The 26,615-nt window shown below is 61.0% G+C and carries 22 protein-coding genes; 15 read left to right on the top strand and 7 right to left on the bottom strand.

Translation table 11 applies throughout. The features are described from left to right. The first annotated feature begins 29 nt into the window (after nt 1–29). Both mfd and MHY87_RS14375 read left to right on the top strand, forming a co-directional pair. Nucleotides 30–3,554: a transcription-repair coupling factor gene (gene mfd / locus MHY87_RS14380; RefSeq protein ID WP_239352796.1), complete on the top strand. Its 3,525-nt coding sequence runs from the start codon at nt 30–32 to the stop codon at nt 3,552–3,554. A 1-nt stretch (nt 3,555) separates the two neighbouring features. After that, entirely contained in the window at nt 3,556–4,422 is an 867-nt protein-coding gene (locus MHY87_RS14375; RefSeq protein ID WP_239352794.1) for a serine hydrolase domain-containing protein, read from the top strand. Here the strand turns inward: MHY87_RS14375 and MHY87_RS14370 are convergent, their stop codons facing one another. Beyond that, nucleotides 4,423–4,758: a hypothetical protein gene (locus MHY87_RS14370; RefSeq protein ID WP_370644941.1), complete on the bottom strand. Its 336-nt coding sequence runs from the start codon at nt 4,756–4,758 to the stop codon at nt 4,423–4,425. It abuts the gene before it with no gap. Between the two features lie 142 nt (nt 4,759–4,900). Next, on the bottom strand, nt 4,901–6,670 hold the full coding sequence (locus MHY87_RS14365; RefSeq protein WP_239352790.1) for an extracellular solute-binding protein: 1,770 nt from the start codon (nt 6,668–6,670) through the stop codon (nt 4,901–4,903). 259 nt (nt 6,671–6,929) lie between these two features. On the opposite strand from MHY87_RS14365, the gene MHY87_RS14360 reads away from it, so the two are divergent. Then, the gene (locus MHY87_RS14360; RefSeq protein ID WP_239352788.1) at nt 6,930–7,703 is read left to right on the top strand and encodes an invasion associated locus B family protein; all 774 of its coding nucleotides are present in this window, start codon (nt 6,930–6,932) and stop codon (nt 7,701–7,703) included. A 67-nt stretch (nt 7,704–7,770) separates the two neighbouring features. On the opposite strand, the gene hspQ is transcribed toward MHY87_RS14360, so the two are convergent. Further along, nucleotides 7,771–8,100: a heat shock protein HspQ gene (gene hspQ / locus MHY87_RS14355; protein WP_239353263.1), complete on the bottom strand. Its 330-nt coding sequence runs from the start codon at nt 8,098–8,100 to the stop codon at nt 7,771–7,773. Nucleotides 8,101–8,365: 265 nt separating this feature from the next. On the opposite strand from hspQ, the gene MHY87_RS14350 reads away from it, so the two are divergent. After that, nucleotides 8,366–9,337 carry an AEC family transporter gene (locus MHY87_RS14350; protein ID WP_239352786.1) on the top strand — a complete coding sequence of 324 codons (972 nt, stop codon included), beginning with the start codon at nt 8,366–8,368 and terminating at the stop codon, nt 9,335–9,337. Here MHY87_RS14350 and MHY87_RS14345 read toward each other — a convergent pair. Beyond that, entirely contained in the window at nt 9,334–10,491 is a 1,158-nt protein-coding gene (locus MHY87_RS14345) for a UbiH/UbiF family hydroxylase (protein ID WP_239352784.1), read from the bottom strand. The genes MHY87_RS14350 and MHY87_RS14345 overlap by 4 nt on opposite strands. A 198-nt stretch (nt 10,492–10,689) precedes the next feature. On the opposite strand from MHY87_RS14345, the gene MHY87_RS14340 reads away from it, so the two are divergent. The 5 genes from MHY87_RS14340 (at nt 10,690) to pncA (ending at nt 16,137) form a co-directional block, all read left to right on the top strand. Beyond that, nucleotides 10,690–12,234 (top strand): ABC transporter ATP-binding protein, encoded by a 1,545-nt coding sequence (locus tag MHY87_RS14340; RefSeq protein ID WP_239352781.1) that lies wholly within the window; start codon nt 10,690–10,692, stop codon nt 12,232–12,234. Then, a complete protein-coding gene (locus tag MHY87_RS14335; RefSeq protein ID WP_239352778.1) occupies nt 12,224–13,300 on the top strand; it encodes an ABC transporter permease in 1,077 nt (358 codons plus the stop codon). The genes MHY87_RS14340 and MHY87_RS14335 overlap by 11 nt, the downstream gene beginning before the upstream one ends. Then, entirely contained in the window at nt 13,297–14,214 is a 918-nt protein-coding gene (locus tag MHY87_RS14330; protein WP_239352774.1) for an ABC transporter permease, read from the top strand. The genes MHY87_RS14335 and MHY87_RS14330 overlap by 4 nt, the downstream gene beginning before the upstream one ends. Before the next feature lie 92 nt (nt 14,215–14,306). Then, on the top strand, nt 14,307–15,389 hold the full coding sequence (locus MHY87_RS14325) for a BMP family ABC transporter substrate-binding protein (RefSeq protein WP_239352772.1): 1,083 nt from the start codon (nt 14,307–14,309) through the stop codon (nt 15,387–15,389). A 97-nt stretch (nt 15,390–15,486) separates the two neighbouring features. After that, complete coding sequence (gene pncA / locus MHY87_RS14320) at nt 15,487–16,137, top strand: bifunctional nicotinamidase/pyrazinamidase (RefSeq protein ID WP_239352770.1); 651 nt, start codon at nt 15,487–15,489, stop codon at nt 16,135–16,137. A 9-nt stretch (nt 16,138–16,146) separates the two neighbouring features. On the opposite strand, the gene rimO is transcribed toward pncA, so the two are convergent. Continuing rightward, nucleotides 16,147–17,463 carry a 30S ribosomal protein S12 methylthiotransferase RimO gene (gene rimO, locus MHY87_RS14315; RefSeq protein WP_239352767.1) on the bottom strand — a complete coding sequence of 439 codons (1,317 nt, stop codon included), beginning with the start codon at nt 17,461–17,463 and terminating at the stop codon, nt 16,147–16,149. Nucleotides 17,464–17,870: 407 nt separating this feature from the next. Between rimO and MHY87_RS14310 the strand changes: the two genes are divergently transcribed. Next, on the top strand, nt 17,871–18,878 hold the full coding sequence (locus tag MHY87_RS14310; RefSeq protein ID WP_239352765.1) for a 2-hydroxyacid dehydrogenase: 1,008 nt from the start codon (nt 17,871–17,873) through the stop codon (nt 18,876–18,878). Between the two features lie 109 nt (nt 18,879–18,987). Further along, nucleotides 18,988–19,176, top strand: coding sequence for a hypothetical protein (locus MHY87_RS14305; protein WP_239352763.1), 189 nt, complete (start codon nt 18,988–18,990; stop codon nt 19,174–19,176). 70 nt (nt 19,177–19,246) lie between these two features. On the opposite strand, the gene MHY87_RS14300 is transcribed toward MHY87_RS14305, so the two are convergent. Further along, the gene (locus MHY87_RS14300; protein WP_239352761.1) at nt 19,247–20,185 is read right to left on the bottom strand and encodes a dihydrodipicolinate synthase family protein; all 939 of its coding nucleotides are present in this window, start codon (nt 20,183–20,185) and stop codon (nt 19,247–19,249) included. Between the two features lie 37 nt (nt 20,186–20,222). Continuing rightward, nucleotides 20,223–21,956 carry an IlvD/Edd family dehydratase gene (locus MHY87_RS14295; RefSeq protein ID WP_239352759.1) on the bottom strand — a complete coding sequence of 578 codons (1,734 nt, stop codon included), beginning with the start codon at nt 21,954–21,956 and terminating at the stop codon, nt 20,223–20,225. 157 nt (nt 21,957–22,113) lie between these two features. On the opposite strand from MHY87_RS14295, the gene ytfQ reads away from it, so the two are divergent. The 4 genes from ytfQ (at nt 22,114) to yjfF (ending at nt 26,613) form a co-directional block, all read left to right on the top strand. Beyond that, a complete protein-coding gene (gene ytfQ / locus MHY87_RS14290) occupies nt 22,114–23,076 on the top strand; it encodes a galactofuranose ABC transporter, galactofuranose-binding protein YtfQ (protein ID WP_304611128.1) in 963 nt (320 codons plus the stop codon). 89 nt (nt 23,077–23,165) lie between these two features. Beyond that, entirely contained in the window at nt 23,166–24,677 is a 1,512-nt protein-coding gene (gene ytfR, locus MHY87_RS14285) for a galactofuranose ABC transporter, ATP-binding protein YtfR (RefSeq protein WP_239352757.1), read from the top strand. Continuing rightward, the gene (gene ytfT / locus MHY87_RS14280; RefSeq protein ID WP_239352755.1) at nt 24,674–25,681 is read left to right on the top strand and encodes a galactofuranose ABC transporter, ATP-binding protein YtfT; all 1,008 of its coding nucleotides are present in this window, start codon (nt 24,674–24,676) and stop codon (nt 25,679–25,681) included. Before ytfR ends, ytfT begins: the two co-directional genes overlap by 4 nt. Then, a complete protein-coding gene (gene yjfF, locus MHY87_RS14275) occupies nt 25,681–26,613 on the top strand; it encodes a galactofuranose ABC transporter, permease protein YjfF (RefSeq protein ID WP_239352752.1) in 933 nt (310 codons plus the stop codon). The genes ytfT and yjfF overlap by 1 nt, the downstream gene beginning before the upstream one ends. Nucleotides 26,614–26,615: the final 2 nt, after the last annotated feature.

Below are 26,615 nucleotides of genomic sequence, written 5' to 3'. Positions count from 1 at the left end.
TCTCCTCCATTGTGACCTGACACGCTGCCATGAAGTCTGCTCTGACCCGTGCTCTCGATGCCCTCAAGAAAGGCCAAGGCCTGACGCTTGCCAGCGTTCCGGAGGGCTTCGATGCGCTCGCCGTGGCTGATCTGGCACGCGGCCTGTCGGGAAGCATCGAAGGCCCGGCCGTTCTGGTCCATGTATCGCGGGACGGGCAGAGGCAGCAGAATTTCGCCAACAGTCTCGGTTTCATCGCCCCGGAAATCGAAATTCTCACGTTCCCGGCCTGGGATTGCCAGCCTTACGACCGGGTGTCGCCCAATTCGGCGATCACTGCGCAGCGCATGACGACACTGGCTCGTTTGACGCGTTCCAAAACCTCGGAGGAGAAGCCGCGCATTCTCTCCACCACGGTGAATGCTCTCGTGCAGCGGGTGCCGCCCAGAAACCGCATCGCGGCGGAAACATTCTCCGCCGCGCCGGGCAACGTGGTGGACACGACGCTCCTCATCAACTGGCTCGAATCCAACGGCTTCATGCGCACGGGCACGGTGCGCGACACCGGCGAATATGCCGTGCGCGGCGGCATCATCGATCTTTATCCTGCAGGACTGCCGAACCCGGTGCGTCTCGACTTCTTCGGCGATGCGCTGGAATCGATCCGCGCCTTCGATCCGGAAAATCAACGTACTGTCGGAACTCTGCGCTCCCTCGATCTCGTACCCATGAGCGAGGTGCAGCTCACCACCGAGAGCATCAAGCGGTTCCGCCAATCCTATGTGGCTGCCTTTGGCGCGCCCACCCGCGACGACCGGCTCTATGAGGCGATCAGCGAGGGGCGGCGCTATCCTGGTCTCGAGCATTGGCTGCCGTTGTTCCACGACCATCTCGACACACTGCTCGATTACGTGCCCGATATTCCGGTCGTGTTCGATGCGCTGGCCGACGATGCAGCGGCTGAGCGCTTGTCGCAGGTGAAGGATTATTACGACGCACGTCGCGAGAATATGGGCCAGAACCAGCCTGGCGTTGCGCCCTATCGTCCGCTGCCTCCCGATCAGCTCTACTTCAAGCCTGACGAATGGGCGGAGCGAACCTCCTCGCTGCCGCTGGCGAAGCTCACGCCGTTCGCCATGCCGGAATCCGGTGCGCCTAAAATCGTCGTGGATTGCGAAGCGCGCCAGGGACGCAACTTCATCGCGGAACGTGCGGACGAGAGCGCGAATGTATTCGAGGCGGTGGTCGCCCACATTCGCGACCAGCAGAAGCAAGGCCGCCGCGTGATCCTCGGTGCATGGACGGATGGTTCGCGCGAGCGCCTCTGTCATGTCCTGCAAGACCATGATTTGCGACAGACGAAGCCGATTGGCCGGTTCTCCGAGGCGATGGCTTATCCGCGCAACGAGATCCCGGTCGGGGTCTGGCCGCTGGAGCACGGTTTCGAGACGGGCGATCTCACCGTCATCAGCGAGCAGGACATCCTCGGCGACCGTCTCGTGCGCCAGAAACGCAAGTCGAAGCGTCCGCAGGACTTCCTGACCGAAGTTGCTGCGCTCACGCCCGGCGATCTCGTGGTGCACGTGGATCATGGTATTGGTCGGTTCGAGGGCCTGAAGACCATCGAGGCTGCTGGCGCGCCGCACGATTGCCTCGAGCTGCATTATGCCGGCGGCGACCGCCTGTTCCTGCCGGTGGAGAATATCGAGCTTCTGACCCGCTACGGATCGGAAGAGACGGAAGTTCAGCTCGACAAGCTCGGTGGCGGCGCCTGGCAGGCCCGCAAGGCGCGCATGAAGCAGCGCATCCGCGAGATGGCGGGCGCACTCATGAAGATCGCTGCTGCACGCATCCTCAAGGACGCGCCGCGTATGGTGCCGCCGGAAGGCCTCTACGACGAGTTCGCCGCGCGCTTCCCCTATGACGAGACCGAGGATCAGCTCAACGCCATCGAGGCGGTGCTGGACGACATGGCCTCGGGCCGCCCCATGGATCGCCTCGTCTGCGGCGATGTGGGTTTTGGCAAGACGGAGGTGGCCCTTCGCGCCGCTTTTGTCGCAGCCATGAGCGGCAAGCAGGTGGCCGTGGTAGTGCCGACCACGCTGCTGTCGCGCCAGCATTACAAGACCTTCTGCGACCGTTTCCGAGGCCTGCCGCTCAACATCGCGCAGGCCTCCCGCTTCGTGCCCTCAGCCGAGCTGAAGAAGACGAAGGAAGGTTTGACGGACGGCTCGGTCGATATCGTCGTCGGCACCCATGCGGTGCTCGGAAAGTCGATCAAGTTCAAGGATATCGGCCTTATCATCATCGACGAGGAACAGCATTTCGGCGTGACCCATAAGGAGCGCCTGAAGGAGCTGCGCGCCGAGGTGCATGTGCTGACGCTCTCCGCGACGCCGATCCCGCGCACCCTGCAACTTGCGCTCACCGGCGTGCGGGAACTCTCGCTCATCACCACGCCGCCGGTAGACCGTCTGGCGGTGCGAACCTTCATCACGCCTTTCGATCCGCTTCTCATCCGCGAGGCTCTGCTGCGTGAGCGTTATAGAGGCGGGCAGGCGTTCTACGTGGTGCCGCGCCTAGACGATCTCGGCGAGGTGAAGGCCTTCCTCGACAAGGAAGTGCCGGAAGCGAAAGTGGCCGTCGCGCACGGGCAGATGGCTGCTGGGCAATTGGAAGACGTCATGACGGCCTTCTACGAGGGCAAGTACGATATCCTGCTCTCTACCACTATCGTGGAATCCGGCCTCGACATTCCGACCGCCAATACGCTCATCGTGCATCGCGCCGATATGTTCGGTCTGTCCCAGCTCTATCAGCTGCGCGGACGCGTTGGCCGCTCGAAGACACGTGCCTATGCCCTCTTCTCAGTGCCGGCCAACAAGAATCTGACGGCGCAGGCCGAACGCCGCCTGAAAGTGTTGCAGACGCTCGATACGCTCGGCGCAGGCTTCCAGCTCGCTTCGCACGATCTCGACATTCGTGGCGCAGGCAATCTGCTCGGCGAGGAACAGTCCGGCCACATCAAGGAAGTGGGCTACGAGCTTTATCAGCAAATGCTGGAAGAGGCTGTCGCTCAGTTGAAGGCAGGCATCGAGGAGCCGGCGGAAGATCAGTGGTCGCCCACCATCGCGGTTGGCGCACCGGTGATGATCCCCGAAAGTTACATCGCCGATCTGCAACTGCGCCTCGGCCTCTATCGCCGCCTCTCGACCTTCGAGTCTGCTACGGAAATCGACGGCTTCCGCGCGGAGCTCGTCGATCGCTTCGGTCCGGTGCCGTCAGAGGTCGATCAGCTTCTTAAGATCATGGCGATCAAAGTGCTTTGCCGCCGTGCCAATGTGGAGAAGGTGGATGGCGGCCCGAAGGGCATCATCATCTCCTTCCGCGACAATTCCTTCGCCAATCCAACAGGCCTCATCTCCTACGTGACGGAGCAGGCCTCCTTCGCGAAAGTGCGTCCCGACATGAAGATCGTGTTCGTGCGCGATATCGAAACGCCGGATGAGCGCATCAAGGCATCCACCATCATCTTGCGCGATCTGGTGCGGATTGCCGAGAAGAAGGCGGCTTGATGTGAGTGTCGAGTCATGGGCCGTCGTGGAGGACGGAGCGGTCATAGAGGCGCATGGCGCGGACCGCTTGGTGCCGTGGTGGAGTTTCAGCAAGACTGTTTTGGCTTCAGCCGCACTCGTTCTCGTTGAAAAGGGCTTGCTTCACCTGGATGAACCCCTGAACGGCAAGCCGTATACGCTGCGAAATCTTCTCCAGCACCGCTCCGGCCTGCCGGACTACGGGTGGTTCCGTTCGTACCATGATGCAGTAGCGCGAGGCGACGAGCCTTGGTCCGTTTCGTTCCTGCTCGAAGAGACCGACGCGGAACGTCTTCGCTACGTGCCGGAGGAAGGGTGGGATTATTCGAACATCGGCTATCTTTTCGTCCGGCAGATCATTGAGAATGCGACAGGCCAAGGGCTCGGTTCAGCCTTGCGCGATTTGGTATTCGATCCACTCGATATCAGAAGTGCGAAGGTCGCGATGGAAACGCGCGATCTCAACGATATCGCCATGGGAACTGCCCAGGGCTATCACCCGGGCTGGGTTTATCATGGACTGCTCGTGGGCAGCATTGCCGATACTGCGCTGCTCCTTCACCGTCTCATGAGCGACACATTGCTGAAGAGCGAAACTCTCCAACAGATGCAATCGGCTCATGCTCTCGGGGGACCTATAGAAGGACGCTCCTGGCATGTGCCGGGTTATGGACTGGGAATGATGAAGGGCGAAACGACAACCGGAAAATCGGTTGCCGGACATACAGGTGGCGGGCCGGGGAGTACGGTGGCTATCTACCATTCCCTCAGCGCTAAGCGCACAAGCGCCGTATTCGCAACGAGCGAAGATGCCGCGAACACAGAAAGGAAGGCTTTCGATCTTCTTTGATCAAAGATCGGCAGCAGCTACAGGCAGAGAGCTCAAGTGGTTCTGAAGCATCGTGGCAGCGCCATTCACCGCGCCCGTGACGATGACGGGGGTATGCGTCTCCGCCAAAGTCTTGCGCAGGCGGGTGGCGAGTTCCAGGAACCGGCGGCGCTCGGACCAATCGGCATGCTGAGGCATCTGCAGCACTACGGCGGCAGGGCTGGGGATCAGAGCGAGCACATCGTCAGCGGCTTCAAAGGGGGCCGTGACGCTCGCATATCCCATGCCCGCGAGTTCTGCTGAAAGAGCGCTGTCAGGAGCGCGCTCGCCGCTATCGACGACGAGTACCTTCTGCATGCCATTCATTGCAACACCCTTGCGTTGGAACCGCGCTCGTTGAGCCGGAGACGTGCTCCTCAACGAGCCAAGCCTAGGTTTAGTTGCATTCCCTACATGAATGGAAGCTCAACAATAAATGCAGCCCTGTTTCAGCGACTGGTCAGTTCGGCGCTCTCCACCAAGTGTCGACTGAAGCGCCGAAAAGAGGCGTGCGATCCGGCCTCTTCAGACTGCTGTCATAGGCAAGCCATTGATCGCCCACGTAAAAGAGCGGGATCACGTAAAAGCCCGACAGCAGCACACGGTCGAGGGCACGAACGGAAGAGACGAAGTCCTCTTTCGTTTTCGCCTCCAGCAGGGCGTCGATCATGCGATCGATGGCAGGAGAGGTAGCTCCGGCGTAGTTGAAGGAACCATCCTTCTGAGCAGCCTCCGAGCCCCAGCGATTGCGCTGTTCGTTGCCGGGTGAGGCCGAAGCCGGCCAAACCCATTGGATCATGTCGTATTCGAATCGGGAGATGCGCCGCCAGTATTGGACGTCATCCACCAAGCGAACCCTAACGCCGATCCCGATCCGTTCAAGTGCTTGCGCATAATTTAGGGCTAGGCGCTCCTGGTATCGCGAATTCACAAGCATCTCGAAGCGGAAAGGCTCTCCGGTTTTCCGGTTTCGAAGGACATTGTTCTTGAGATCCCAGCCTGCCTCGGAGAGTAGCGTCAAGGCGTGGCGCGCCATATCCCGGTCTCGGCCCGTTCCGTCAGGCGAGGGGGGCGACCAGCGACCTTCAAGAATGTCCTCGCGAACCGCATCCGGAAACGGGTTGAGGAGTTGCCGCTCGCGTTCGGAGGCGGGTCTTCCGGTCGAGGCGAGTTCGGAGCCGGCGAAGAAGCTGTCCGACCGCTTGAGATAACCATAGAAAAGGTTGCGGTTCAGCCAGTCGAAATCGAACATGTAGCCAAGCGCTTCTCTCACTCTGACATCGGCGAAGAGGGGGCGGCGGGTATTGAACACGAAGCCGCTCATGCCCTTGGGCAGTTGGATCGGGAGTGTTTCACGCTTGATCCTGCCGTCCCTGGCGCTGGGAAAGTCGTATCCGGTGGCCCACCGGGTCGGGTCGCCTTCCAGCCTGTAATCATAAAGGCCCGCCTTGAACGCCTCGAACATGGTGTTGGCGTCGCGATAGAGGTCAAAGCGGATCTCGTCGAAGTTATAAAGCCCGCGCAGAACCGGCAGATCGTCTGCCCAGAAGTCCTTGCGGCGCTTCAGGACCACGCGCTCGCCGGGCCGCACCTCGCTGATGGTGTAGGGGCCTGAGCCGATGGGAGGGGTGAGGGTGGTCCGGTCGAAGGTGTCGGGATTGGTCGCATGGGCGGCGAAAATCGGCATCATCGCAATCAGCAGCGGCAGTTCTCGGTCATTGCTGCCTGAGAGGTCGAAGCGGATGCGGTAGGCATCCTGGACATCGACCTTTTTTACCTGCCCGAAGCTCGTCCGATAGAAAGGCTTCCCGTGCTTCCTGAGCACGTCGAAGGTAAAGCGCACATCCTCCGCCGTCAGGGCGTGGCCGTCCGAAAAGCGGGCCTTGGGATTGAGGTGGAAGGTCACGAAGCTCCGATCATCCGGAAGCTCGACCGATTCGGCGACCAGGCCGTAGAGGGTGAACGGCTCGTCCTGGGAGCGGATCATCAGGCTCTGGACGACGTAAGCGGGAATGGCGGGCGGAGCGACACCCAGAACGATGAAGGGATTGAGGCTGTCGAAGGTACCCTGAATCGCCAGCGTGATTCGTCCGCCCTTCGGTGCGTCAGGCTTGGCATAGGGCAAGTGAGGGAAGCCTACGGAAAGCGCGGGCTCCCCGTGCATGGCAATGGCATGCCGCAGAGTTTCCGCCTCGGCTGCGACCATAGGCCCGCAAATCGCCACGGCCATGGCGGCAAAAAAGCCTAAAATCCTCGTAAATCTGCAGTTCATGGAGTTCCGGATACGTATCGGTGCTTCCCGGGCAATATTGTACAGAAAGTTGCCGGAAGTGACTGGAAACCTAGCACATGAAAGGTTAAAGGAGCGCCACAGGTCATGTCTTCGCCGCAATCGGCAAAGATTCACCGTCCCATTGCAGGTTTAAGAACGCCGATTTCCAGCGGTCCATTCAAGAGCCGAACCTTTCGACTGAAGAGGAAGTAACGACATGTCTTTCGCGACACGCATCGCGAGCTTGGGGGGCACCCGCGGCCTGGCTACTGCCCTGGCCCTTCTCGCCAGCGCACCCGCTTTCGCTCAGGCTCAGCAGCCGCGACCTGCGGCTCCCGCCGCCCAGCCTGCGCGCCCCGCTGCTCCTGCCCCTGGCCAAGCTGCTCAGCCGCAGCAGGCTGCCGGCCCTACGGTCGTCCAGGTGAAGGCTGAGCCTTCCCAGCCGGAATGGACCAAGGTTTGCGGCAAGGACCAGAACACCAACACCGAGATCTGCTACACCACCCGCGACTTCGTCTCGGATCAGAACCAGCCGGTTCTCGCTCTCGCCGTCTACGACGTGAAGGGCCAGCAGGCCCAGAAGGTCGTGCGCTTCGTGATGCCGCTCGGCCTGCTCCTGAAGCCCGGCCTGCGCTTCGCCGTGGACCAGGGCCAGCCGATTCCCGGCAGCTTCGTGATGTGCCTGCCCAACGGCTGCTTCGCCGAGGCTCCGGTGAAGGACGACTTCATCGCGTCGCTCAAGAAGGGCGCTAACCTGAACGTCAGCGTTCAGAACCAGGTTGGTCGCGAGATCACCTTCGCCGTTCCGGCTGCCGGTTTCGGCAAGTCCTTCGACGGTCCTCCGATCGATCCGAAGGTGCTTGAAGAGCAGCAGAAGAAGCTTCAGGAAGAGCTTCAGAAGAAGAGCGAAGAGATGCGCCAGAAGATGCTTCAGAGCCAGGGCCAGGGTGGCGCTGCCGCTCCGAGCGCTCAGGCTGCTCCGAAGCCCTAATTTCTGGAAGTCCATACAAAAAGAAACGCCGGGCTTATCGCCCGGCGTTTTCGTTTACGCGGCTGAATTAATTGGCGAGCATGGGTTTGGCCCGGTAGCCCCCATTCGGCTCTCGCACGAACATTTCCTCGATCATGGGATTGCGCAGGGGCTCGTCCGAATGGTCCGGCATCAGGTTCTGCTCGGACACATAGGCGATGTATTCGGTTTCGGCGTTCTCGGCGAAGAGGTGATAGAAGGGCTGGTCCTTGCGGGGCCGCACGTCCTCGGGAATGGACAGCCACCACTCTTCCGTGTTGTCGAATTCCGGGTCCACATCGAAGATGAGGCCCCTGAAGTCGAACAGGCGATGCCTGACCACCTGGCCGATCGCGAATCTCGCTGAACTCGCTTTCATGGGCATTGGTCTAACTCCTTGACCTTGCATATAGCCACCTGGGCGGGAATCTTCAAATCGGCGGCCGTCACAATTCAGAGAGGCCCATCAACGGCTTACCTTCCTGGCACGCATAGGCAGCGTGCCTTTTCTCGGCGGAAGCACCTGCGAGCATTGCATTTTTGGTCTGGTGGCCTTCGCAGGATGGGATTGCTGCAGGGTTAGAACCTTGCGAGAAGAATGATCTCCTCAGTCTCGCTTCTCATCCTTGCATCGGGAGCCCGCGATGTCCGACCTGATCGGGCTTTTCAACCTGCTTGCCCCATTCTTCGGCCTGATCGGACTGGGCTTCTTCTGCGGCAAGATCGTCAAGCAGCCGGAGAGCGGCCTCGCTTGGATGCAGTTCTTCCTGATCTACGTGGCGCTGCCGTGCCTGTTCTTCCGACTGATCGCGGATAAGCCCCTGGACCAGCTCGCCAATTGGGCGTTCATCGCGGCAACGACCTTCTCGACGGCTTTTGCCTTCGTTCTGTCTTTCGCGGCAGGCTGGCGCCATACGAAAGATCTGCCGCAATCGGTCATGCAGGGCGTCGCCGGGTCCTATTCCAATATCGGTTATATGGGGCCGCCCCTGATCCTGGCGGCCATAGGACCGGCGGCCAGCGCTCCGGTCGTGCTCATCTTCGTGTTCGACAACCTGTTCCTGTTCTCTGTGGTGCCGCTGCTCATGTCGGTGGCAGGCCTGGAGAGGCTGGACCTGACGGCTACGATCCGTCGCATCGTCTGGCGGGTGGTGACCCATCCCTTCAACGTGGCGACGGCTCTCGGCATCGCGGCGAGCTATCTTCACCTCGAAGTGCCCGGGCCCATCAACCAGATGATCACATGGCTTTCCGGCTCCGCCGCGCCCTGCGCCCTGTTCCTGCTCGGCGTCACCGTTGCCCTGCGGCCTCTGGGGCGTATCCCTGGCGAAGTGCCGGCGCTCGTCTTCATCAAGCTGATCCTGCACCCGCTGCTGGTCTGGGTGGCTTTGTCGGCCATCGGGGATTTCGGGCAGACCTGGACCTATGCGGCGATGATAATGGCGGCGCTGCCGCCAGCCCTGAACATCTTCGTCATATCCACCCAATACAACGTGGGCGTAGAGCGAGCCTCCGCCTGCGTGCTCATCGGCACGCTGGTGTCGATCTTCACGCTGACGGCGGTTCTCTACCTCACCACCAAGACCGGCACGCTGCCTTACGACCTCTTCCCTTAAGCAGCCGATGCATCCTGCATCATGCGCGGTGCTCCCATGTGGGGCAGCACGCCTTCGCGCATGACGGCACGGCGCAGGAAGCCGATCTTGCTGAGAGCCAGAAGGCCAGCGCCTCGCAGGAGATCCGCCGGAAGCAGGCCGGTCAGGAGAGTTCGATTGAGGCCGTCCACTGCGGCGGTACGCAGGCGGACATCTAGATCGCGGCTGCGCTGGTACTGGCGGAGGGTTTCAGGCGATCCGGGCTCGCGCCCATTGTCGAACGCATCCACCACCGCATCCCGCAATGAGGCCACATCTCGGAAACCGAGATTGAGCCCTTGCGCACCGATTGGAGGGAAGACATGCGCCGCTTCTCCGACGAGAGCCAGACGCGGTGCCCCATAGCGGTTGACCGACAGACCGCTCATCGGAACCAATCCGCGCGGACCGTCGATGCGCATGGCGCCGAGATGCGACTGGGCCTGATGCTCGATGGCGAGTGCCAAGGCTTGATCGTCAAGTTTGGAGAGCTGTTCGGCCTGCTTCTGGCTGGTCACCCAGACGAGGCTCGAGCGTTTGCCTGGCAGGGGGACGAGCGTGAAGGGGCCGTGGCGGGTATGGAACTCGGTTGAGGCCTCCCGGTGCTCCCGGTCATGGGCCAGGATCGCCGTAAGGGCGGTCTGCGGGTAGGACCAGGTCTGAGCCTCGATCCCGGCGGTCTGGCGAAGCCTGGAATTCCGGCCGTCCGCTGCGACCACGAGATTTACCTCGACCTCGGAGCCATCGGCCAGGGTGAGGATGGCCCGGTCCGCCTCGGCGCGGAAATCGGTTGCCTGTTGGGGCAAAATGGTCAGGTTTTCATAGGTCTTTGCGGATTCCGCCAGCTCCTCCACGAGGGTGGCATTCTCGATGTTCCAGCCGAAGGCATCGAGGTCGATTTCGCTGGCGGAGAAGGAAACTGGGGGCGGGCGGAAGAGGCTGCCCGTATCGTCGATAATCCGCATGGTCCCTAAGGGAGCCGCCTCCGGGATGAGGGATGGCCAAACGCCCAAGGCCTCCAGAAAACGGATGGAGCCGTTGAGGAGGGCGACAGTGCGCCCGTCGCGCCGGGTATCCAAGCCGCCGATCAGAACCGTCTCGAACCCATCGCGGGCAAATGCCAGAGCGGCACTCAAGCCTGCGGCTCCGGCCCCAACGATAGCAATGCTATAGCTTTTCCTGCTCAAGAACTTTCCCCGGCATCTGATGGCAAGCGGCTTGCCGACTCACAATAAACCATGGATTCGCCATTGCCGACCTGTGTGGCGCGTCCCTATGATTGTTATCCCTGGTTCTTGTCGGACCGTCTTCCATTTTAAGTCAGAGTCGCTTGCGTGAAGGCAGACGTATCATCATCTGGGCCACCCCTTGTCGAGTTACATGGGATCAGCAAGCGTTATGGCGACCTTCTCGCCAATGACGGCATCGATCTGTCCATCGAAGCGGGCGAAATTCATGCGCTGCTGGGCGAGAACGGGGCCGGCAAGTCGACCCTGGTCAAGATCCTCTATGGGGTGATCGAGCCTAGCGCGGGCGAAATCCGCTGGGAGGGGAAGCCCGTCATCATCGGCTCTCCCGTCGAGGCTCGAACCCTCGGTCTAGGCATGGTGTTCCAGCACTTCTCCCTCTTCGATGAGATGACGGTTGCCGAAAACATTGCCGTCGCGCTGTCGGGCGAATGGAACCTCGCCACGGTCCGCAGCCGCCTGACCGAGATCAGCAGCACTTATGGCCTTGCGCTCGATGCGGACCGGGCCGTCTGGACTTTGTCAGCAGGCGAGCGCCAGCGTATCGAGATCGTGCGCTGCCTGTTGCAGAACCCGCGCCTTCTGATCCTCGACGAGCCGACCTCCGTTTTGACGCCGCAGGAAGCCGAGCATCTGTTCGTCACTTTGGACAAGCTCTCGACCGAAGGCTGCTCGATCCTCTACATCTCCCACAAACTGGAAGAAGTGCGCCGTCTTTGCCGCCGTGCCACGATCCTGAGGGCAGGGCGCGTGGTAGCGACCATCGATCCGCGCGCGAGCACCGCACGTGAAATCGCGGCGCTGATGGTCGGTAACGAGGTAGGTGAAATCCGCACCGATGCGCCGCACGTGCCTCAGGGCGAGGTCTTGCGCGTCGATCATCTCGATATGCCGCCCGCAGGGCTCCATGGGCAGGCGCTGAGAGACATCAATCTCGTCGTTCGCGCAGGCGAAGTTGTCGGCATCGCGGGCGTTGCAGGCAACGGCCAGAGCGAGTTGTTCGCGGCGTTGTCCGGCGAGCGATTGGCAGATCGGGCTGAGGCGGTCACCATCGCTGGCAAGGCCTGCGGCATGCTGGGGATCGAGGGCCGACGCCGTCTCTCCGCTGCTTTCGTTCCCGAGGAACGTCTCGGCCATGCGGCTGCTCCGACCCATCGGCTGAGCGAGAACACGTTGATCTCCCATGCATCGACCGAGGTCCGCTCCGGCTTCATTCTTCTCAGTGCTGCCAAAAGATTGGCTCGTACGATCATCAAGAGTTTCGATGTGCGCACGCCGGAAGGCGATCCGCAGGCGCGTAAGCTCTCTGGCGGAAACCTGCAAAAATTCGTGATCGGCCGCGAGATCATCCGTAAACCGAAACTGCTCATCGTCGATCAGCCCACATGGGGCGTGGATGCAGGCGCTGCGCGCCTCATTCGGCAATCCCTCGTGGATCTGGCGCGCGATGGCAGCGCCGTCGTGGTGGTGAGCCAGGATCTCGACGAATTGTTCGAGGTGGCCGACCAGATGGCGGTGATCCATCAGGGAATGCTGAGCCCGCAAAAGCCTATCGGCGAATGGACCAAGGAGGCGGTCGGCCTTGAAATGCTAGGTGTGGCTCAAGCTCAGGGAGGCGCACATGCGGTTTGAGCTGACGCCTCGCACCTCCGTCTCTCCCGTCGCGCGTGCGCTCGCGCCGGTTGTCGCTTTCATCACCGCATTCCTCATCGCAGGCTTCGTGATCTGGCTCATGGGCCGTTCGCCGATTGCGGCCTTCGAGGTCTATGTGCTCCATCCGCTGAGCGATCCGTGGTCGCTGCAGGAACTGCTCGTCAAGGCGACACCGCTCGCCTTGATCGCCATCGGCCTGTCCTATTGCTTTCGCGCCAGCCTCTGGAACATCGGCGCCGAAGGCCAATACGTCATGGGCGCGATCTTCGGCAGCTGGCTCGCCCTGAAAACACACGGCACGGATGCCGGATTCTGGGTGCTGCCGCTCATGATGATCCTCGGCATCATCGGCGGTGCGCTTTACGGCTTGATCCCGGCGTTTCTGAAAACACGCTTCGGCGTCAACGAGATCCTGACCAGCCTCATGCTGGTCTATGTGGCGCAGCTCACTCTCGATTATCTGGCGCGCGGCCCCTGGCGCGATCCGAAGGGCTTTAACTTTCCGCAATCGGTAACTTTCGATCCGTCAGCGACCTTGCCTTCCATCATGGAATCTGGCCGCGTTCATTACGGCTTCGTGTTCGCGTTGATCGCCATCGCCATCACGGCGGTGATCTTGGGCAGAACCCTCTTCGGTTATCGCCTGAAGCTAACGGGCGATGCGCCGCGCGCCGCGCGGTTCGCCGGTTTTAGCTCCAAGGCAACAGTCATGGCCGTGTTCGCGATTTCGGGCGGTCTCGCGGGACTGGCCGGGATCACGGAAGTCTCCGGACAGATCGGGCAGATCCAGCCTTCGATCTCGCCGGGCTACGGCTTCACGGCCATCACGGTCGCATTCTTAGGGCGGCTCAATCCCATCGGCATTCTCGTTGCTGCCCTCGTGGTGGCGCTCACATTCATCGGCGGTGAGAGCGCACAGATCATGCTGAAACTGCCGCTCGATCTCACGCAAGCGTTCCAAGGCATCCTGCTGCTCTGCGTGCTGTCAGCCGATGCCATGGTGAGCTATCGCGTACGTCTCGTCACACGGGGAGGGGCCAAATGAGCATTCTCGAGGCCATTCTCCTGACCATCGTCACCGCTTCGACCCCGCTTCTGATCGCGGCCTTGGGCGAGCTTATCACGGAACGCTCGGGTGTTCTGAACCTCGGCGTCGAAGGCATGATGGCCATGGGCGCGGCATGCAGCTTCGCCGCTGCCGTGAGCTTCGACTCCACAATTCTTGGCGTCCTTGCCGGAATGCTGGCCGGTGCATTGATGGCAGCGCTCTTCGCGCTGGTCGTGCTGGGCTTTGCCGCCAACCAAGTCGGCTCAGGACTGGCGCTGACCATTTTCGGCTTGGGATTGTCGGGATTGATCGGCGCTCCGTTCGTCGGCGCGCGGCGCGATCCCATTCCGCATGTCGATGTTCCGGTCCTGAGCGATATCCCCTTTATCGGGCGCCTCTTTTTTGAACAGGATCTTTTCGTCTACGCCTCTTTCTCGCTCACGATCCTGATCGCGATCTATCTCATGAGAACCCGCTCGGGTCTGACGCTGCGCTCCATCGGGGAGAACCATACTTCGGCGAATGCCCTCGGGCTTCCCGTGCTGCGAACGCGGTTGCTGGCAATCTTATTCGGCGGTGCCTGCGCTGGATTGGCTGGCGCCTATCTCGCTCTCGTCTATACCCGGTTCTGGTCGCCGGGAATGACGAACGGCCGCGGCTGGATCGCTCTGGCACTGGTGGTTTTCGCGGCTTGGAGGCCGGGATGGCTGTTGGTCGGGGCCTATATCTTTGGCGCTGCCACGGTGCTGCAGTTGCATGCTCAAGCCGCTCAATTCGGGGTCCCGTCCCAAGTGCTTTCCGCCGTGCCTTACCTTGCGACAATCATCGCGCTTCTGCTGCTTTCCATCCGGCACGGCAGGGCCATTGGAGCTCCCGGTTCCTTGGGTGCTCCGTTCGTGCCTGACCGATAGGCAAAGTGATGATATTGTAGGCAAAGGAATTCTTGCCAGAAGTCGCCAGACCTGCAAGGGATGGCTGGAAATCTAACCTCGAGGGAACGAGCATGTTTTCACGCAAACTCTTCGGAGCCATGGCAGGCGTCGCGGTTGCCGCCCTGTCGGCAACCGGCGCCATGGCGCAGGCGAAGGACAAGATCAAAGTCGGTTTCATCTATGTGGGCCCGGTGGGCGACCACGGCTGGAGCTATCAGCATGATCAGGGCCGTCAGGCCATCGAGAAGGCCTTCCCCGGCAAGGTCACGACCACCTTCGTGGAGAGCGTGCCGGAGGCCGATTCCGAACGTGCCATCGAGCAGCTCGCCCGCACGGGCCACGATCTGATCTTCACGACCTCGTTCGGCTTCATGGAGCCGACCCTGAAGGTCGCGAAGAAGTACCCGAACATCAAGTTCGAGCATGCCACCGGCTTCAAGCGCAACCCGAACCTGTCGACCTATGCGGCGAAGTTCCATGAGGGCCGCTACATCATCGGCCAGATCGCCGGCAAGATGACCAAGTCGAACACCATCGGCTATGTGGGCGCCTTCCCGATTCCGGAAGTGATCGCTGGCATCAACGCCTTCTATCTCGGCGCGCAGTCGGTGAACCCGAACGTCAAGATCAAGATCGTGTTCGCCAACACCTGGTACGATCCTGCGAAGGAAGGCGATGCCGCCAAGGCTCTGCTCGACCAGGGCGTGGACATGCTGGCACAGCACACGGACAGCCCGGCTCCGATCCAGGCTGCCGAGGCGCGCGGCAAGTTCGGCTTCGGCCAGGCCTCCGACATGGAGCGCTTCGCTCCGAAGGCTCAGCTCACCGCCATCGTCGACAACTGGAACGACTATTACGTCGCCCGCACCAAGGCCGTTCTCGACGGCACCTGGAAGTCGGAAGACACCTGGGGCGGCATCAACTCTCACATGGTCGTCATGACGCCTTACAAGAACATGCCCGACGACGTGAAGAAGCTCGCTCAGGACACGGAAGCCGCCATCAAGTCAGGCCAGCTCAACCCCTTCAAGTGCCCGATCATCGGGCAGGACGGCAAGGAGATCGAGTGCAAAGGCGGCTCGGCCCTCTCCGATGAGCAAGTCCTCGGCATGAACTTCTACGTGAAGGGCATCGAAGACAAGATCCCGCAATAAGTGGCGATAGCTGATTTCGTGATGAAAGGCAGCCGGGCAATCGGCTGCCTTTTTTGTTTGAGCACATTAGGTCCGTGTAGAATGAGGAGAGCGCACAATGAGCGTGCAAGGAAAGATTGCACCGAGCGACACCGACGTTCTAATCGTCGTGGATGTGCAGCACGATTTTCTGCCCGGCGGAGCGCTTGCGGTGCCGGATGGGGATGCGGTGATCGCGCCTATCAACCGGCTCGCGAAAGCCTTCCAGCATGTGGTGCTGACGCAGGATTGGCATCCGCAGGGGCATGCCTCCTTCGCTTCGGCCCATGTGGACAAGCAGCCCTTCGACACGACCGAGCTGCATTATGGATCGCAGGTGCTCTGGCCGGATCATTGCGTGCAGGGAACGAAGGGTGCTGAAATTTCGCGCGATCTCAATATCCCGCACGCGCAGCTTGTCATCCGCAAAGGCTACAATTCAGGCATCGACAGCTATTCGGGTTTCAAGGAGGCCGACCGGAAAACCTCGACGGGGCTGGAGGGCTATCTCAAGGAGCGCGGCTTCAGGCGTGTGTTCTGCGCCGGTCTCGCCACGGATTTTTGCGTAGCCTGGACCGCGCTCGATGCTGCTGCGGCAGGGTTCGAGACGTATCTGATCGAAGATGCGTCTCGGGCCATCGATACGAATGGCTCCCTGGCCAAGGCTAAAAACGATTTGAGCGCCGCCGGTGTTCGCATGATCGGCAGCGCTCAGATTTTAGAAGGCTAAGAGGAGCGCTTAAACAACCGTTCCGTGCAGGTCGTATTCGTCCGAAGACTCGATCTTCACGTTGACGATCTCGCCCGGCTTCAGAGGCGTCTTCGAGGCCACGTAAACAACGCCGTCGATTTCAGGCGCGTCGTACTTGGTGCGGCCCGTAGCCACCGTCGCGCCTTGCTCGTCGATGATGACGGGCAGCGTCTTGCCGACGCGGCCCTTCAGTAAGTTGGCGCTGACTTTCTGCTGCGTCTGCATGAAACGGTGCCAGCGCTCTTCCTTCACCTCGTCGGGCACGGCGCCGGCGATGTCGTTGGCGGGAGCGCCCTGAACAGGCTCGTACTGGAAGCAGCCGGCGCGATCGATCTTCGCCTCTTCCAGCCATTGCATCAGCAGGTCTACATCGGCTTCAGTCTCGCCGGGGAAGCCGACGATGAAGGTGGAGCGGATAGCGAGGTCTGGGCAGATTTCACGCCACTTCTTGATGCGTTCCAGGGTCTTCTCCTGGTTGCCGGGGCGGCGCATGGACTTGAGCACGGAAGGCGAGGCGTGCTGGAACGGAATGTCGAGATAGGGAAGGATCTTGCCCTCCGCCATCAACGGAATGACATCGTCCACATGCGGGTAGGGATAGACGTAGTGCATGCGCACCCACATCCCGAGCTCGCCCAGCTCCTTGCCGAGTTCGTAGAACCGCGTGCGAACCTCGCGGTCCTTCCACATGCTGGGCTGGTACTTGATGTCGAGTCCGTAGGCGCTGGTGTCCTGCGAGATCACGAGGACTTCCTTCACGCCCGCCTTGGCGAGCTTCTCGGCCTCGCGCAGCACATCGCCGATGGGACGACTGACAAGGTCGCCGCGCAGCTTGGGGATGATGCAGAAGGTGCAGCGGTTGTTGCAGCCCTCCGATATCTTCAGATAGGCGTAGTGGCGCGGCGTCAGCTTCACGCCCTGCGGCGGCACGAGATCCACGAAGGGATCGTGGGCGGGCGGGACAGCCTGATGAACGGCGGACACGACGGATTCATAGGCCTGAGGGCCCGTGATCGCGAGCACGTTCGGGAACTTGTCGCGGATCTGCTCGGGCTCGGCGCCCATGCAGCCGGTCACGATGACCTTGCCGTTTTCGGCCATGGCCTCGCCGATGGCCTCCAGGGACTCGGCCTTGGCGCTGTCAAGGAAGCCGCAGGTATTGACGATGACCACGTCGGCCCCGTCATGCTCCTTGGTCAGCTGATAACCTTGAGCGCGAAGCTGCGTGATGATGCGTTCGGAATCGACCAGGGCCTTCGGGCAGCCCAGGGACACGAACGAGACTTTGGGTGCGGGAGCATTCATCCGCGAAATTCCAATTCTAGAGGCCATACGGACATCGGGAGGCGCCCACTTAAAGAGGCCTTGGTGCGAAATCAGGGCAGGGAGCCTGTGATCGGAAGCGCGGCGCAAGCTGTGGCGCGCTGCGAGCCCGGTGACTTCGCAGCCGAAAAGGGCTGCCTTCTCAAGTCGATGCCACGCTTCGCGCAGGCGCTCTTAGGAGCGCGCGACTGAAGCGCGGGAATGCCTTACAACAGAGCACCCGTTTTTACAACACTGGGCGGCCCGGGGTTCCGGGCCTACAGGAGGATAAGCCCTTGAACCGCTTAGGTTGTTGTGGAGCTCAGCGGTCCAGAATCGGGATACGGCCAAGCCGAACGAGGGTAGGGCGCTACATCCCCATGACCTGCCCCAGCCCTGAGGAGTGAGTCTTGCGGATTACTGTCTTCAGCACAAAGCCCTATGACCGCCACTTCCTGAATGCCGCCAGTGACGGGGCAGGCCATCGCCTGACCTATCTCGAGGCGCGCCTTTCCCCCGAGACCTGTGATCTCGCTGCTGGCTCCGATGCGGTCTGCGCCTTCGTCAACGACGACATCGACGCGGACGTGCTCGAAAGGCTGGCCGCCAAAGGGATCAGACTCTTGGTGCTGCGCGCGGCCGGGTTCAACAATGTAGACCTAGAAGCCGCCAAGCGTTCGGGGATCACGATTGGCCGCGTGCCTGCCTATTCTCCTCATGCCGTTGCAGAGCATGCGGTCGCTCTCATCCTGACGCTCAACCGTAAAACTCACCGCGCCTACAACCGTGTGCGAGAGGGCAACTTTTCTCTCGACGGCCTCCTCGGTTTCGATCTTGCGGGAAAGACGGTTGGGGTCGTGGGCACCGGCAAGATCGGTGAGGTCATGTGCCGGATCATGAGTGGGTTCGGATGCAGGGTGATCGCTTATGACGTTCAGGAGAACCCCAATTGCCTTGCCATGGGCGTGACCTACGTGCCGGTCGAGGAATTGCTGTCATCCTCCGACATCATTTCCCTGCATTGTCCTCTCACGCCCGCCACGCAACATCTCATCAACGAGGCGTCTCTTCAGCGCATGAAGCGGGGCGTGATGCTGATCAATACGAGCCGTGGCGCCGTAATCGATACACAAGCCGTGCTGATGGGACTGAAGGATGGCATCATCGGCAGTCTCGGTCTCGATGTTTATGAGGAAGAGGACGATCTGTTCTTCGAGGATCTGTCAGGCCGATTCATCGACGATGATGTGTTCGCACGGCTGCTCACATTTCCCAATGTCCTGATCACCGGACATCAGGCCTTCTTCACGCATGAGGCGATGACGAACATCGCGGAGACGACGATTGCCAACGTCACCTCCTTCGAGCAGACGGGCCAAGTGGTGCACGAGGTCTCCACTGAGAAGATCGCGCGTTAGGGGGTGTCTCTAAGAGGGGCGTGTCTCTTCTAGACGTTGCATTGCCAAGCTTCAGGGAAGGCTAGATGATGAGATGGCTTTTGAAGAAGCTCGATTGACGGAGGGCGGGATGCTCGGTTGGGTCGTGCGGATCTTCATGATCGTGTCAGGCGTGGTGGCAGGATTGTTCATAGCCAAGGACGCACCGCTTTTCGGGATGGTCCAGGTTATGGTCATGCTTCTTCTTCTCGCACTGATCGTCGCCGTACTGGCGTTCTGGCCGGAACGACAGGTGTCCAAGCGCGACAGAGCGCGATGATGCATCACAAACGAAAATGGCGCAGCAAGTTCTGCCGCGCCATTTTCCGTGATCCGGGAATTTTATGGGTCTATCGACCCCACCGAAGCACCATCGGGTCGAGCCGTCGGGCGATCTCGATGAGGCCTTTTCGGGTTTCCGGGTGCAGCGGCTGCAGCGGGTGACGGACGGCTTCGGACCTGATCACGCCACCTTCTTTCATGAGCGCCTTGGCGGCTGAGAGGCCGCATTGGCGGTTCTCGTAGTTGATGAGGGGTAGCCAGCGCTCATAGGCGGCGGCTGCTTCCTCGGTGTTTCCGGCGAAATAGGGATCGATGATCTTGCGGATGCCGTCCGGATAAGCGCCGCCCGTCATGGCGCCCGTGGCGCCTGCATCGAGATCGGCCATCAAAGTGATTGCCTCTTCGCCATCCCACGGACCTTCAATGGCATCGCCGCCGAGCGCGATGATTTCGCGCAGCTTGCCCGCCGTGCCCGCCACCTCGATCTTGAAATAGGAGACATTGGCGATCTCCTTCGCCATGCGCGCCAGGAACGACGGTGACAGGGAGGTGCCTGCCATCGGCGCGTCCTGGATCATGATCGGGATGGTAATGGCGTCCGATACCCGGCGGAAGAAATCATAGATGCCGGGTTCGGACACGCGCAGCGTTGCGCCGAAGAAGGGCGGCATGATCATCACCATCGCGGCACCGGCTGCCTCTGCACGTCTAGAACGGTCGGCGCAGATATCGGTCGAGAAATGGCTCGTCGTGACGATCACCGGAACCCGTCCGGCCACATGGTCGAGCACCCCATGCATCACCGCATCGCGTTCGGCGTCGGTGAGCAGGAATTGCTCGGAGAAATTGGCCAGGATGCAGATCCCGTCCGAGCCTGCCTCGATCATGAAGTCGATGGCGCGCTTCTGCCCTTCGAGATCGAGTTGGCCATCGTCGCTGAAGATGGTCGGTGCGACCGGATAGACGCCGCGATAGGGGCGGACCGAAGACCTGCCGAGCGAAGACATGTTCTCTCCCTTAAATCCTGCTTCTTGAATCTTGCCGTTAGTGGTTGTCGCGGGCGACAGGCGCGCCGGATTTCCCGACCAGGAAGTCGAGATCTGCGCCTTTGTCCGCCTGCATCACGTGATCGAGATACATTTTCAGGTAGCCGCGCGTGGCGTGCGGCTGCGGTGGTGTCCAGTCAGCGCGGCGACGCTTCAACTCCTCGGCTTCCACGTGAAGGTGAAGGCTGCGGGCCGCCACATCCAGGGTGATAAGATCTCCGTTCTGGACGAATGCCAGCGGACCGCCGGCGGTAGCCTCTGGGGCGACGTGCAGGACGACGGTGCCGTAAGCCGTGCCGGACATGCGCGCATCCGAGATGCGGATCATGTCGCGCACGCCCTTCTTCAAAAGCTTCTGAGGCAAGGGCATGTTGCCGACCTCGGCCATGCCTGGGTAACCCTTCGGGCCGCAATTTTTCAGCACCATGATGCAGGTCTCATCGATGTCGAGCGTGTCATCGTCGATGCGATGATGCAGTTCCTCGATGCTCTCGAACACCACGGCGCGGCCCGTGTGCTTCATCAGTTCGGGCGAGGCTGCCGACGGCTTGATGACCGCGCCGTTGGGCGCAAGGTTACCGCGCAGGATCGCGATCCCGGCTTCAGGCTTGAAGGGTTCCTCGAAGGTGGTGATGACCTCGCGATTCCAGCAGGGCGCGTCCTTCACGTTGTCCCAGATCGGCTTGCCGTTGACGGTCAGAGCATCCCTATGAAGCAGGCCGCGCTCACCCAGCGCGCGCAGAACGACCGGCAGGCCGCCCGCATAATAGAAATCCTCCATGAGGAAGCGGCCGGACGGCATGAGATCGACGAGGCAATGAACGTCACGACCGAGGCGGTCGAAATCGTCGAGCGTCAACTCGATGCCGCAGCGTCCCGCCATGGCAAGCAGATGCACGACGGCGTTCGTGGAGCCGCCGATGGCCGCAAGCGTGCGGATGGCGTTTTCGAAAGCCTGACGCGTCATGACTTTCGAGAGAACGAGATCCTCGTTGACCATCTCGACGATGCGGCGGCCAGCCATGCGCGCGAGATGATTGCGGCGGGCATCGGCTGCTGGAATGGCGGCGTTCTCGGGCAGGCCGACGCCGAGCGCTTCCACCATGGAGGCCATGGTGGAGCCGGTGCCCATGGTCATGCAATGACCCGCCGAGCGGTTCATCGCGCCTTCGGCCTCGTGGAATTCCTGCAAGGTGACTTCACCGGCGCGCAGTTGCTCGCTCATGGAAATGATGTTCGTGCCGGAACCGATAATCTTGCCGCGATAGACGCCGCGCAGCTGTGGGCCGCCCGAGACGCCGATGGTCGGCAGATCCGCGGAGGCCGCGCCCATCAACAAGGCAGGGGTGGTCTTGTCGCAGCCCATGAGGAGGACGACACCGTCCAGAGGGTGCGCGCGGATAGCCTCTTCCACGTCCATGGAGGCGAGGTTGCGAAAGAGCATGGCGGTCGGGCGCATAGTGACCTCGCCAAGCGAGGAAACAGGGAACTCCAGCGGGAAACCGCCGGCATCAAGGACACCGTACTTCACATGCTCCGCAATTGTTCGGAAATGGGCGTTACAGGGTGTCAGTTCGGACCAGGTATTACAGATGCCGATAACCGGACGGCCCTCGAATTGATCCTGAGGGAAGCCGCTGTTTTTTAGAAAGGAGCGGTAATAGAAGCCCATCTTGTCCTGGCGGCCGAACCACGCCTGGCTTCGCAATTGGCGTTTCTTGTCTTCGCTCATCTTTTGTCGCCCTAAAATTTGCGGCAGCGCTCAAGGAAATATTGAGGACTACGACTAACGTCGGATGGTTGCCATTCTTTCTGTATATAATATGATAAATAGGCAGCTGTTAAGGCTGCTAAAGTCTAAAATCAAAGAAAGCAGTGGGAGAAAACGCATGAAGGCTCGTCATCTTCTGACGACTATCGGTATGGCTGCACTGATGCTGTCGTCTGGCGCGGCTTACGCTCAGAAAAAAATGACCGTGGGCTTCTCGCAGGTCGGATCGGAATCCGGCTGGCGCGCTGCGGAGACCAAGGTTTCCAAGATCGAAGCCGACAAGCGCGGCATCGACCTGAAGATCTCGGATGCCCAGCAGAAGCAGGAAAACCAGATACGCGCCGTCCGCTCGTTCATCGCTCAGGGAGTCGATGCGATCCTCCTTGCCCCGGTCGTGGCGACCGGCTGGGACGCGGTGCTCAAAGAAGCCAAGGAAGCGAAGATCCCCGTGGTCCTGCTCGACCGCTCCATCGAGACGAAGGACGAGTCTCTTTATCTCACAGCGGTGACCTCCGACACGGTCTATGAGGGCAAGGTGGCAGGCGAGTGGCTCGCCAAGGAAACCGGCGGCAAGTGCAATGTGGTCGAACTGCAGGGCACCGTCGGATCGAGCCCAGCGATCAACCGCAAGAAGGGCTTCGATCAGGTCGTTGCCGCCAATCCCGGCATGAAGATCGTCCGCACCCAGTCTGGCGACTTCACCCGCACCAAGGGCAAGGAAGTGATGGAGAGCTTCATCAAGGCCGAAGGCGGCGGCAAGAACATCTGCGCCGTGTACGCCCACAATGACGACATGGCCATTGGCGCCATTCAGGCCATCAAGGAAGCGGGCCTGAAGCCGGGCAAGGACATCAAGATCGTGTCCATCGACGGCGTGCCGGACATCTTCAAGGCCATGGGCGACGGCGAAGCCAATGTGACCGTGGAACTGACCCCCAACATGGCGGGCCCTGCGCTCGACGCTCTCGCTGCCTATAAGAAAGACGGCACCATGCCGAAGAAATGGATTCAGACGGAATCCAAGGTCTTCACGCCTGAGACCGCCAAGGCAGAGTACGAGAAGCGCAAGGAACTCTACTGATCGCTCAACCCAGTGGCGGCGGGCGATATTTCGCCTGCCGCTGTCCATGTTCCGCCTCGGGCGGTTCATCATCGAATGGGGAGAGGCTGATGCCGCTGTTGGACGAGCGATCCGATCTGCTCGAAATCAAGGAGCTCACGAAGGGCTTCCCGGGCGTTCAGGCGCTGGATCATGTGGATTTCACGCTCTGTGCGGGTGAGATCCATGGCCTGTTGGGCGAGAACGGCGCCGGCAAATCCACCTTGATCAAGGTGCTGACGGGCGTATTCAGGCGCGATGGCGGAACCATTCGCCTCGACGGTCTGGATATCGAGGCGCGCGATCCTGCGGATGCGCTCTCGCTCGGCATCGGCACCGTCTATCAGGAGGTCAATCTCCTTTCCAATCTGTCCGTGGCCGAGAACCTCTTCATCGGCCGCCAGCCCCATCGTTTCGGTCTCGTGCGCACGGGCGAGATGCGCCGTCGCGCATCGGAGATCCTGTCGGCCTACGGCCTCGACATCAATGTCGCCGATCCGCTTGGCAGTTTCTCCGTGGCGGTTCAGCAAATCGTCGCCATCGCGCGCGCCGTCGACCTTTCCGCCAAGGTGCTGATCCTCGACGAGCCGACCGCCAGCCTCGATGCGCAGGAGGTGGAAACGCTCTTCCGCATCCTGAGGGACCTGAAGGCGCGCGGCATCGGCATCATCTTCGTCACGCATTTCCTCGATCAGGTTTACGCCGTCTGCGACCGCATCACGGTCCTGCGCAACGGGCGTCTGATCGGTTCCCGCCCGACATCCTCCCTGCCGCGCATCGAGCTGGTCTCGATGATGCTCGGGCGTGAACTGGCGGCGGAAGCTCTCCATCGCAACCAGCGCCCGGCCGTCACGGGCGATCCTCTCGTCGCCTTCAAGGATTACGGCAAGCGCCGTCTCATGGAGCCGTTCTATCTTGATGTTCGGCCCGGCGAAGTGGTGGGCCTTGCGGGACTTCTCGGCTCGGGGCGTACGGAAACAGCCAAGCTGGTTTTCGGCATCGAACATGCAGACAGTGGCAAGGCCTTCGTCGATGGCAAGCCGGTGCGCATCGCGTCGCCTCGGGATGCTTCCCGGCTGCGGTTCGGATTCACGCCGGAGGATCGCAAGACGGAAGGGATCGTCGCCGAGTTGTCGATCCGGGAAAACATCATCCTCGCCCTGCAGGCGCAGCGCGGATGGCTGCATCAAATTCCAAGGCGCAAGCAGGAAGAGATCGCCAATCGCTTCATCAAGCTCCTCGACATCCGCACGCCTGATGCGGAAAAGCCCATCGGGCTTCTCTCGGGTGGCAACCAGCAAAAGGCGCTTTTGGCCCGCTGGCTCGCGACGGAACCGCGCTTCCTCATTCTCGATGAGCCGACGCGCGGCATCGACGTGGGCGCGCATGCGGAGATCATCAGACTGATCGAACGTCTCTGCGAGGACGGCCTCGCGCTGCTCGTCATATCCTCGGAGCTTGAGGAAATCGCCTCCTACAGCGACCGGGTCGTGGTGCTGCGCGACCGGAAGCATGTGCGGGAATTGACCGGAGCTGAAGTCAATGCGGATACCATCATGACGACAATCGCGAGCCATCAATGAGCAGCGCCGTGCAGGTCAGCGTTTCCCGTATACTTCCCAAGGGTCTGCCGCAGGTTGTGGCGCTCCTGGTCGTTCTCCTCGTCAATTGGCTGGTGTTTCGCGACTTCTTCGCCATTCGTCTCCAGGACGGTCGCCTTTTTGGCAGCCTGATCGACGTGCTCAACCGTGGCGCTCCGGTTGCTATCCTGGCGCTTGGCATGACCCTCGTCATCGCCACACGCGGCATCGACCTTTCCGTCGGCGCGGTGATGGCCATTGCCGGCGCCATGGCCGCCAGCATGACGGCGCAGGGCTATCCGCTTCCCGTCGCGCTCGCTGCGGCTGCAGGTATCGGCCTTGCCTGCGGTTTGTGGAACGGCATTCTCGTCGCCGTTCTCGAAATCCAGCCTTTCGTCGCCACGCTCATTCTCATGGTCGCAGGACGCGGCTTCGCGCAGCTCATCACGGAAGGCCAGATCATTACCTTCGTCAGCGAAGGCTTCGCCGCCATCGGCAGCGGCTCGTTTCTGATGCTGCCCATGCCGGTGGTGATCGCTCTCGTGATGTTGATCATCACGCATCTCGTGGTCCGCCACACGGCGTTAGGATTGTTCATCGAAGCCATCGGCGCCAATGTGCGCTCCAGCGCCTATGCGGGTATCGGTACTAAGGCCGTCACCATTGCCGTCTATATGTGGTGCAGCCTGTGCGCAGCCATTGCCGGCCTCATCGTCACGGCTGACATTCGCGGCGCGGACGCCAACAATGCGGGGCTGTGGCTCGAACTCGATGCCATTCTGGCGGTGGTCATCGGCGGCACGTCGCTGTTCGGTGGGCGCTTCAGCCTCGGCCTCTCCGTCGTGGGTGCGCTGATCATTCAGGCCATGAACACCGGCATTCTGCTCAGCGGCTATCCGCCTGAGTACAACCTGATCGTGAAGGCCATCGTCGTGCTGGCCGTGCTTCTGGCGCAGTCGCCCGTCCTGTCGGGTCTTGGCGCTGTGTGGAAGAGGAGCAAGACCTGATGCGCCGTCACCTGCCTGTCCTGATTACCCTTGCCGTCTTCATCGCGGGTTACCTGATCTGCCTCGCGCAGTTTCCGAGCTTCGCCTCGACGCGCGTCATCGGCAATCTTCTCACCGACAATGCCTTTCTCGGCATTGTCGCGGTGGGAATGACCTTCGTCATTCTCTCCGGCGGGATCGATCTGTCGGTCGGCTCCGTCATCGCCTTTACCGGCGTGTTCCTTGCCGTCGTGATCGAGCGTTACGGCGTCAATCCCTATCTCGCCTTCGTGTTGATCCTCGGGATCGCGGCCTTGTTTGGAGCAGGCATGGGACTTCTGATCCATGCCTTCCAGATCCCGGCCTTCATCGTGACGCTTGCGGGCATGTTCCTGGCGCGGGGCATGTGCTTCGTGCTCACTACGGATTCCATCCCTATTAATGCTCCGGCCTATGGCAACATAACGGATATCGCTTTCCCGCTTCCGGGAGGAGGGCGCCTGACCTTCATCGCAATCACCATGCTCCTGGTCTTCGCTGTTGGTATCGTGCTGGCGCATTTCACGCGCTTCGGCGCCAATGTCTATGCGCTGGGCGGCAACAGGACATCGGCTCAGCTGATGGGCGTTCCGGTGGGGAAAACCACGATCAGGATCTACATGCTGTCGAGTTTTCTGGCGGCCTTGGCCGGAATCGTCTTTTCTTTCTATACCTCCGCAGGTTATTCCCTTGCAGCGACCGGGGTTGAGCTCGACACGATTGCGGCTGTCGTCATCGGCGGCACGCTTCTGACGGGCGGCTCCGGAACGATCATCGGCACGCTGGTCGGCGTGCTTATTCAGGGGTTGATCCAAACCTACATCACCTTCGAGGGAACCTTGAGTTCCTGGTGGACCAAGATCGCGATCGGAGCTCTGCTCTTCGCCTTCATCGTTCTTCAGAGGGGGCTGTAGGC

The organism is Microvirga sp. ACRRW (assembly GCF_022346925.1).
GTDB lineage: Bacteria > Pseudomonadota > Alphaproteobacteria > Rhizobiales > Beijerinckiaceae > Microvirga.
This window is presented reverse-complemented; position numbering and strand designations above follow the sequence as displayed.

Excerpts from the sequence above, each read along its gene's own strand:
- MHY87_RS14350 (WP_239352786.1), top strand. The coding sequence starts at position 8,366 with ATGTCCGACCTGATCGGGCTTTTCAACCTGCTTGCCCCATTCTTCGGC.
- pncA (WP_239352770.1), top strand. The coding sequence starts at position 15,487 with ATGAGCGTGCAAGGAAAGATTGCACCGAGCGACACCGACGTTCTAATC.
- MHY87_RS14335 (WP_239352778.1), top strand. The coding sequence starts at position 12,224 with ATGCGGTTTGAGCTGACGCCTCGCACCTCCGTCTCTCCCGTCGCGCGT.
- MHY87_RS14295 (WP_239352759.1), bottom strand. The coding sequence starts at position 21,956 with ATGAGCGAAGACAAGAAACGCCAATTGCGAAGCCAGGCGTGGTTCGGC.
- MHY87_RS14325 (WP_239352772.1), top strand. The coding sequence starts at position 14,307 with ATGTTTTCACGCAAACTCTTCGGAGCCATGGCAGGCGTCGCGGTTGCC.
- rimO (WP_239352767.1), bottom strand. The coding sequence starts at position 17,463 with ATGAATGCTCCCGCACCCAAAGTCTCGTTCGTGTCCCTGGGCTGCCCG.
- MHY87_RS14365 (WP_239352790.1), bottom strand. The coding sequence starts at position 6,670 with ATGGCCGTGGCGATTTGCGGGCCTATGGTCGCAGCCGAGGCGGAAACT.
- ytfQ (WP_304611128.1), top strand. The coding sequence starts at position 22,114 with ATGAAGGCTCGTCATCTTCTGACGACTATCGGTATGGCTGCACTGATG.
- MHY87_RS14330 (WP_239352774.1), top strand. The coding sequence starts at position 13,297 with ATGAGCATTCTCGAGGCCATTCTCCTGACCATCGTCACCGCTTCGACC.
- mfd (WP_239352796.1), top strand. The coding sequence starts at position 30 with ATGAAGTCTGCTCTGACCCGTGCTCTCGATGCCCTCAAGAAAGGCCAA.
- ytfT (WP_239352755.1), top strand. The coding sequence starts at position 24,674 with ATGAGCAGCGCCGTGCAGGTCAGCGTTTCCCGTATACTTCCCAAGGGT.
- MHY87_RS14300 (WP_239352761.1), bottom strand. The coding sequence starts at position 20,185 with ATGTCTTCGCTCGGCAGGTCTTCGGTCCGCCCCTATCGCGGCGTCTAT.
- MHY87_RS14305 (WP_239352763.1), top strand. The coding sequence starts at position 18,988 with ATGCTCGGTTGGGTCGTGCGGATCTTCATGATCGTGTCAGGCGTGGTG.
- MHY87_RS14360 (WP_239352788.1), top strand. The coding sequence starts at position 6,930 with ATGTCTTTCGCGACACGCATCGCGAGCTTGGGGGGCACCCGCGGCCTG.
- MHY87_RS14370 (WP_370644941.1), bottom strand. The coding sequence starts at position 4,758 with ATGCAGAAGGTACTCGTCGTCGATAGCGGCGAGCGCGCTCCTGACAGC.
- hspQ (WP_239353263.1), bottom strand. The coding sequence starts at position 8,100 with ATGAAAGCGAGTTCAGCGAGATTCGCGATCGGCCAGGTGGTCAGGCAT.
- yjfF (WP_239352752.1), top strand. The coding sequence starts at position 25,681 with ATGCGCCGTCACCTGCCTGTCCTGATTACCCTTGCCGTCTTCATCGCG.
- ytfR (WP_239352757.1), top strand. The coding sequence starts at position 23,166 with ATGCCGCTGTTGGACGAGCGATCCGATCTGCTCGAAATCAAGGAGCTC.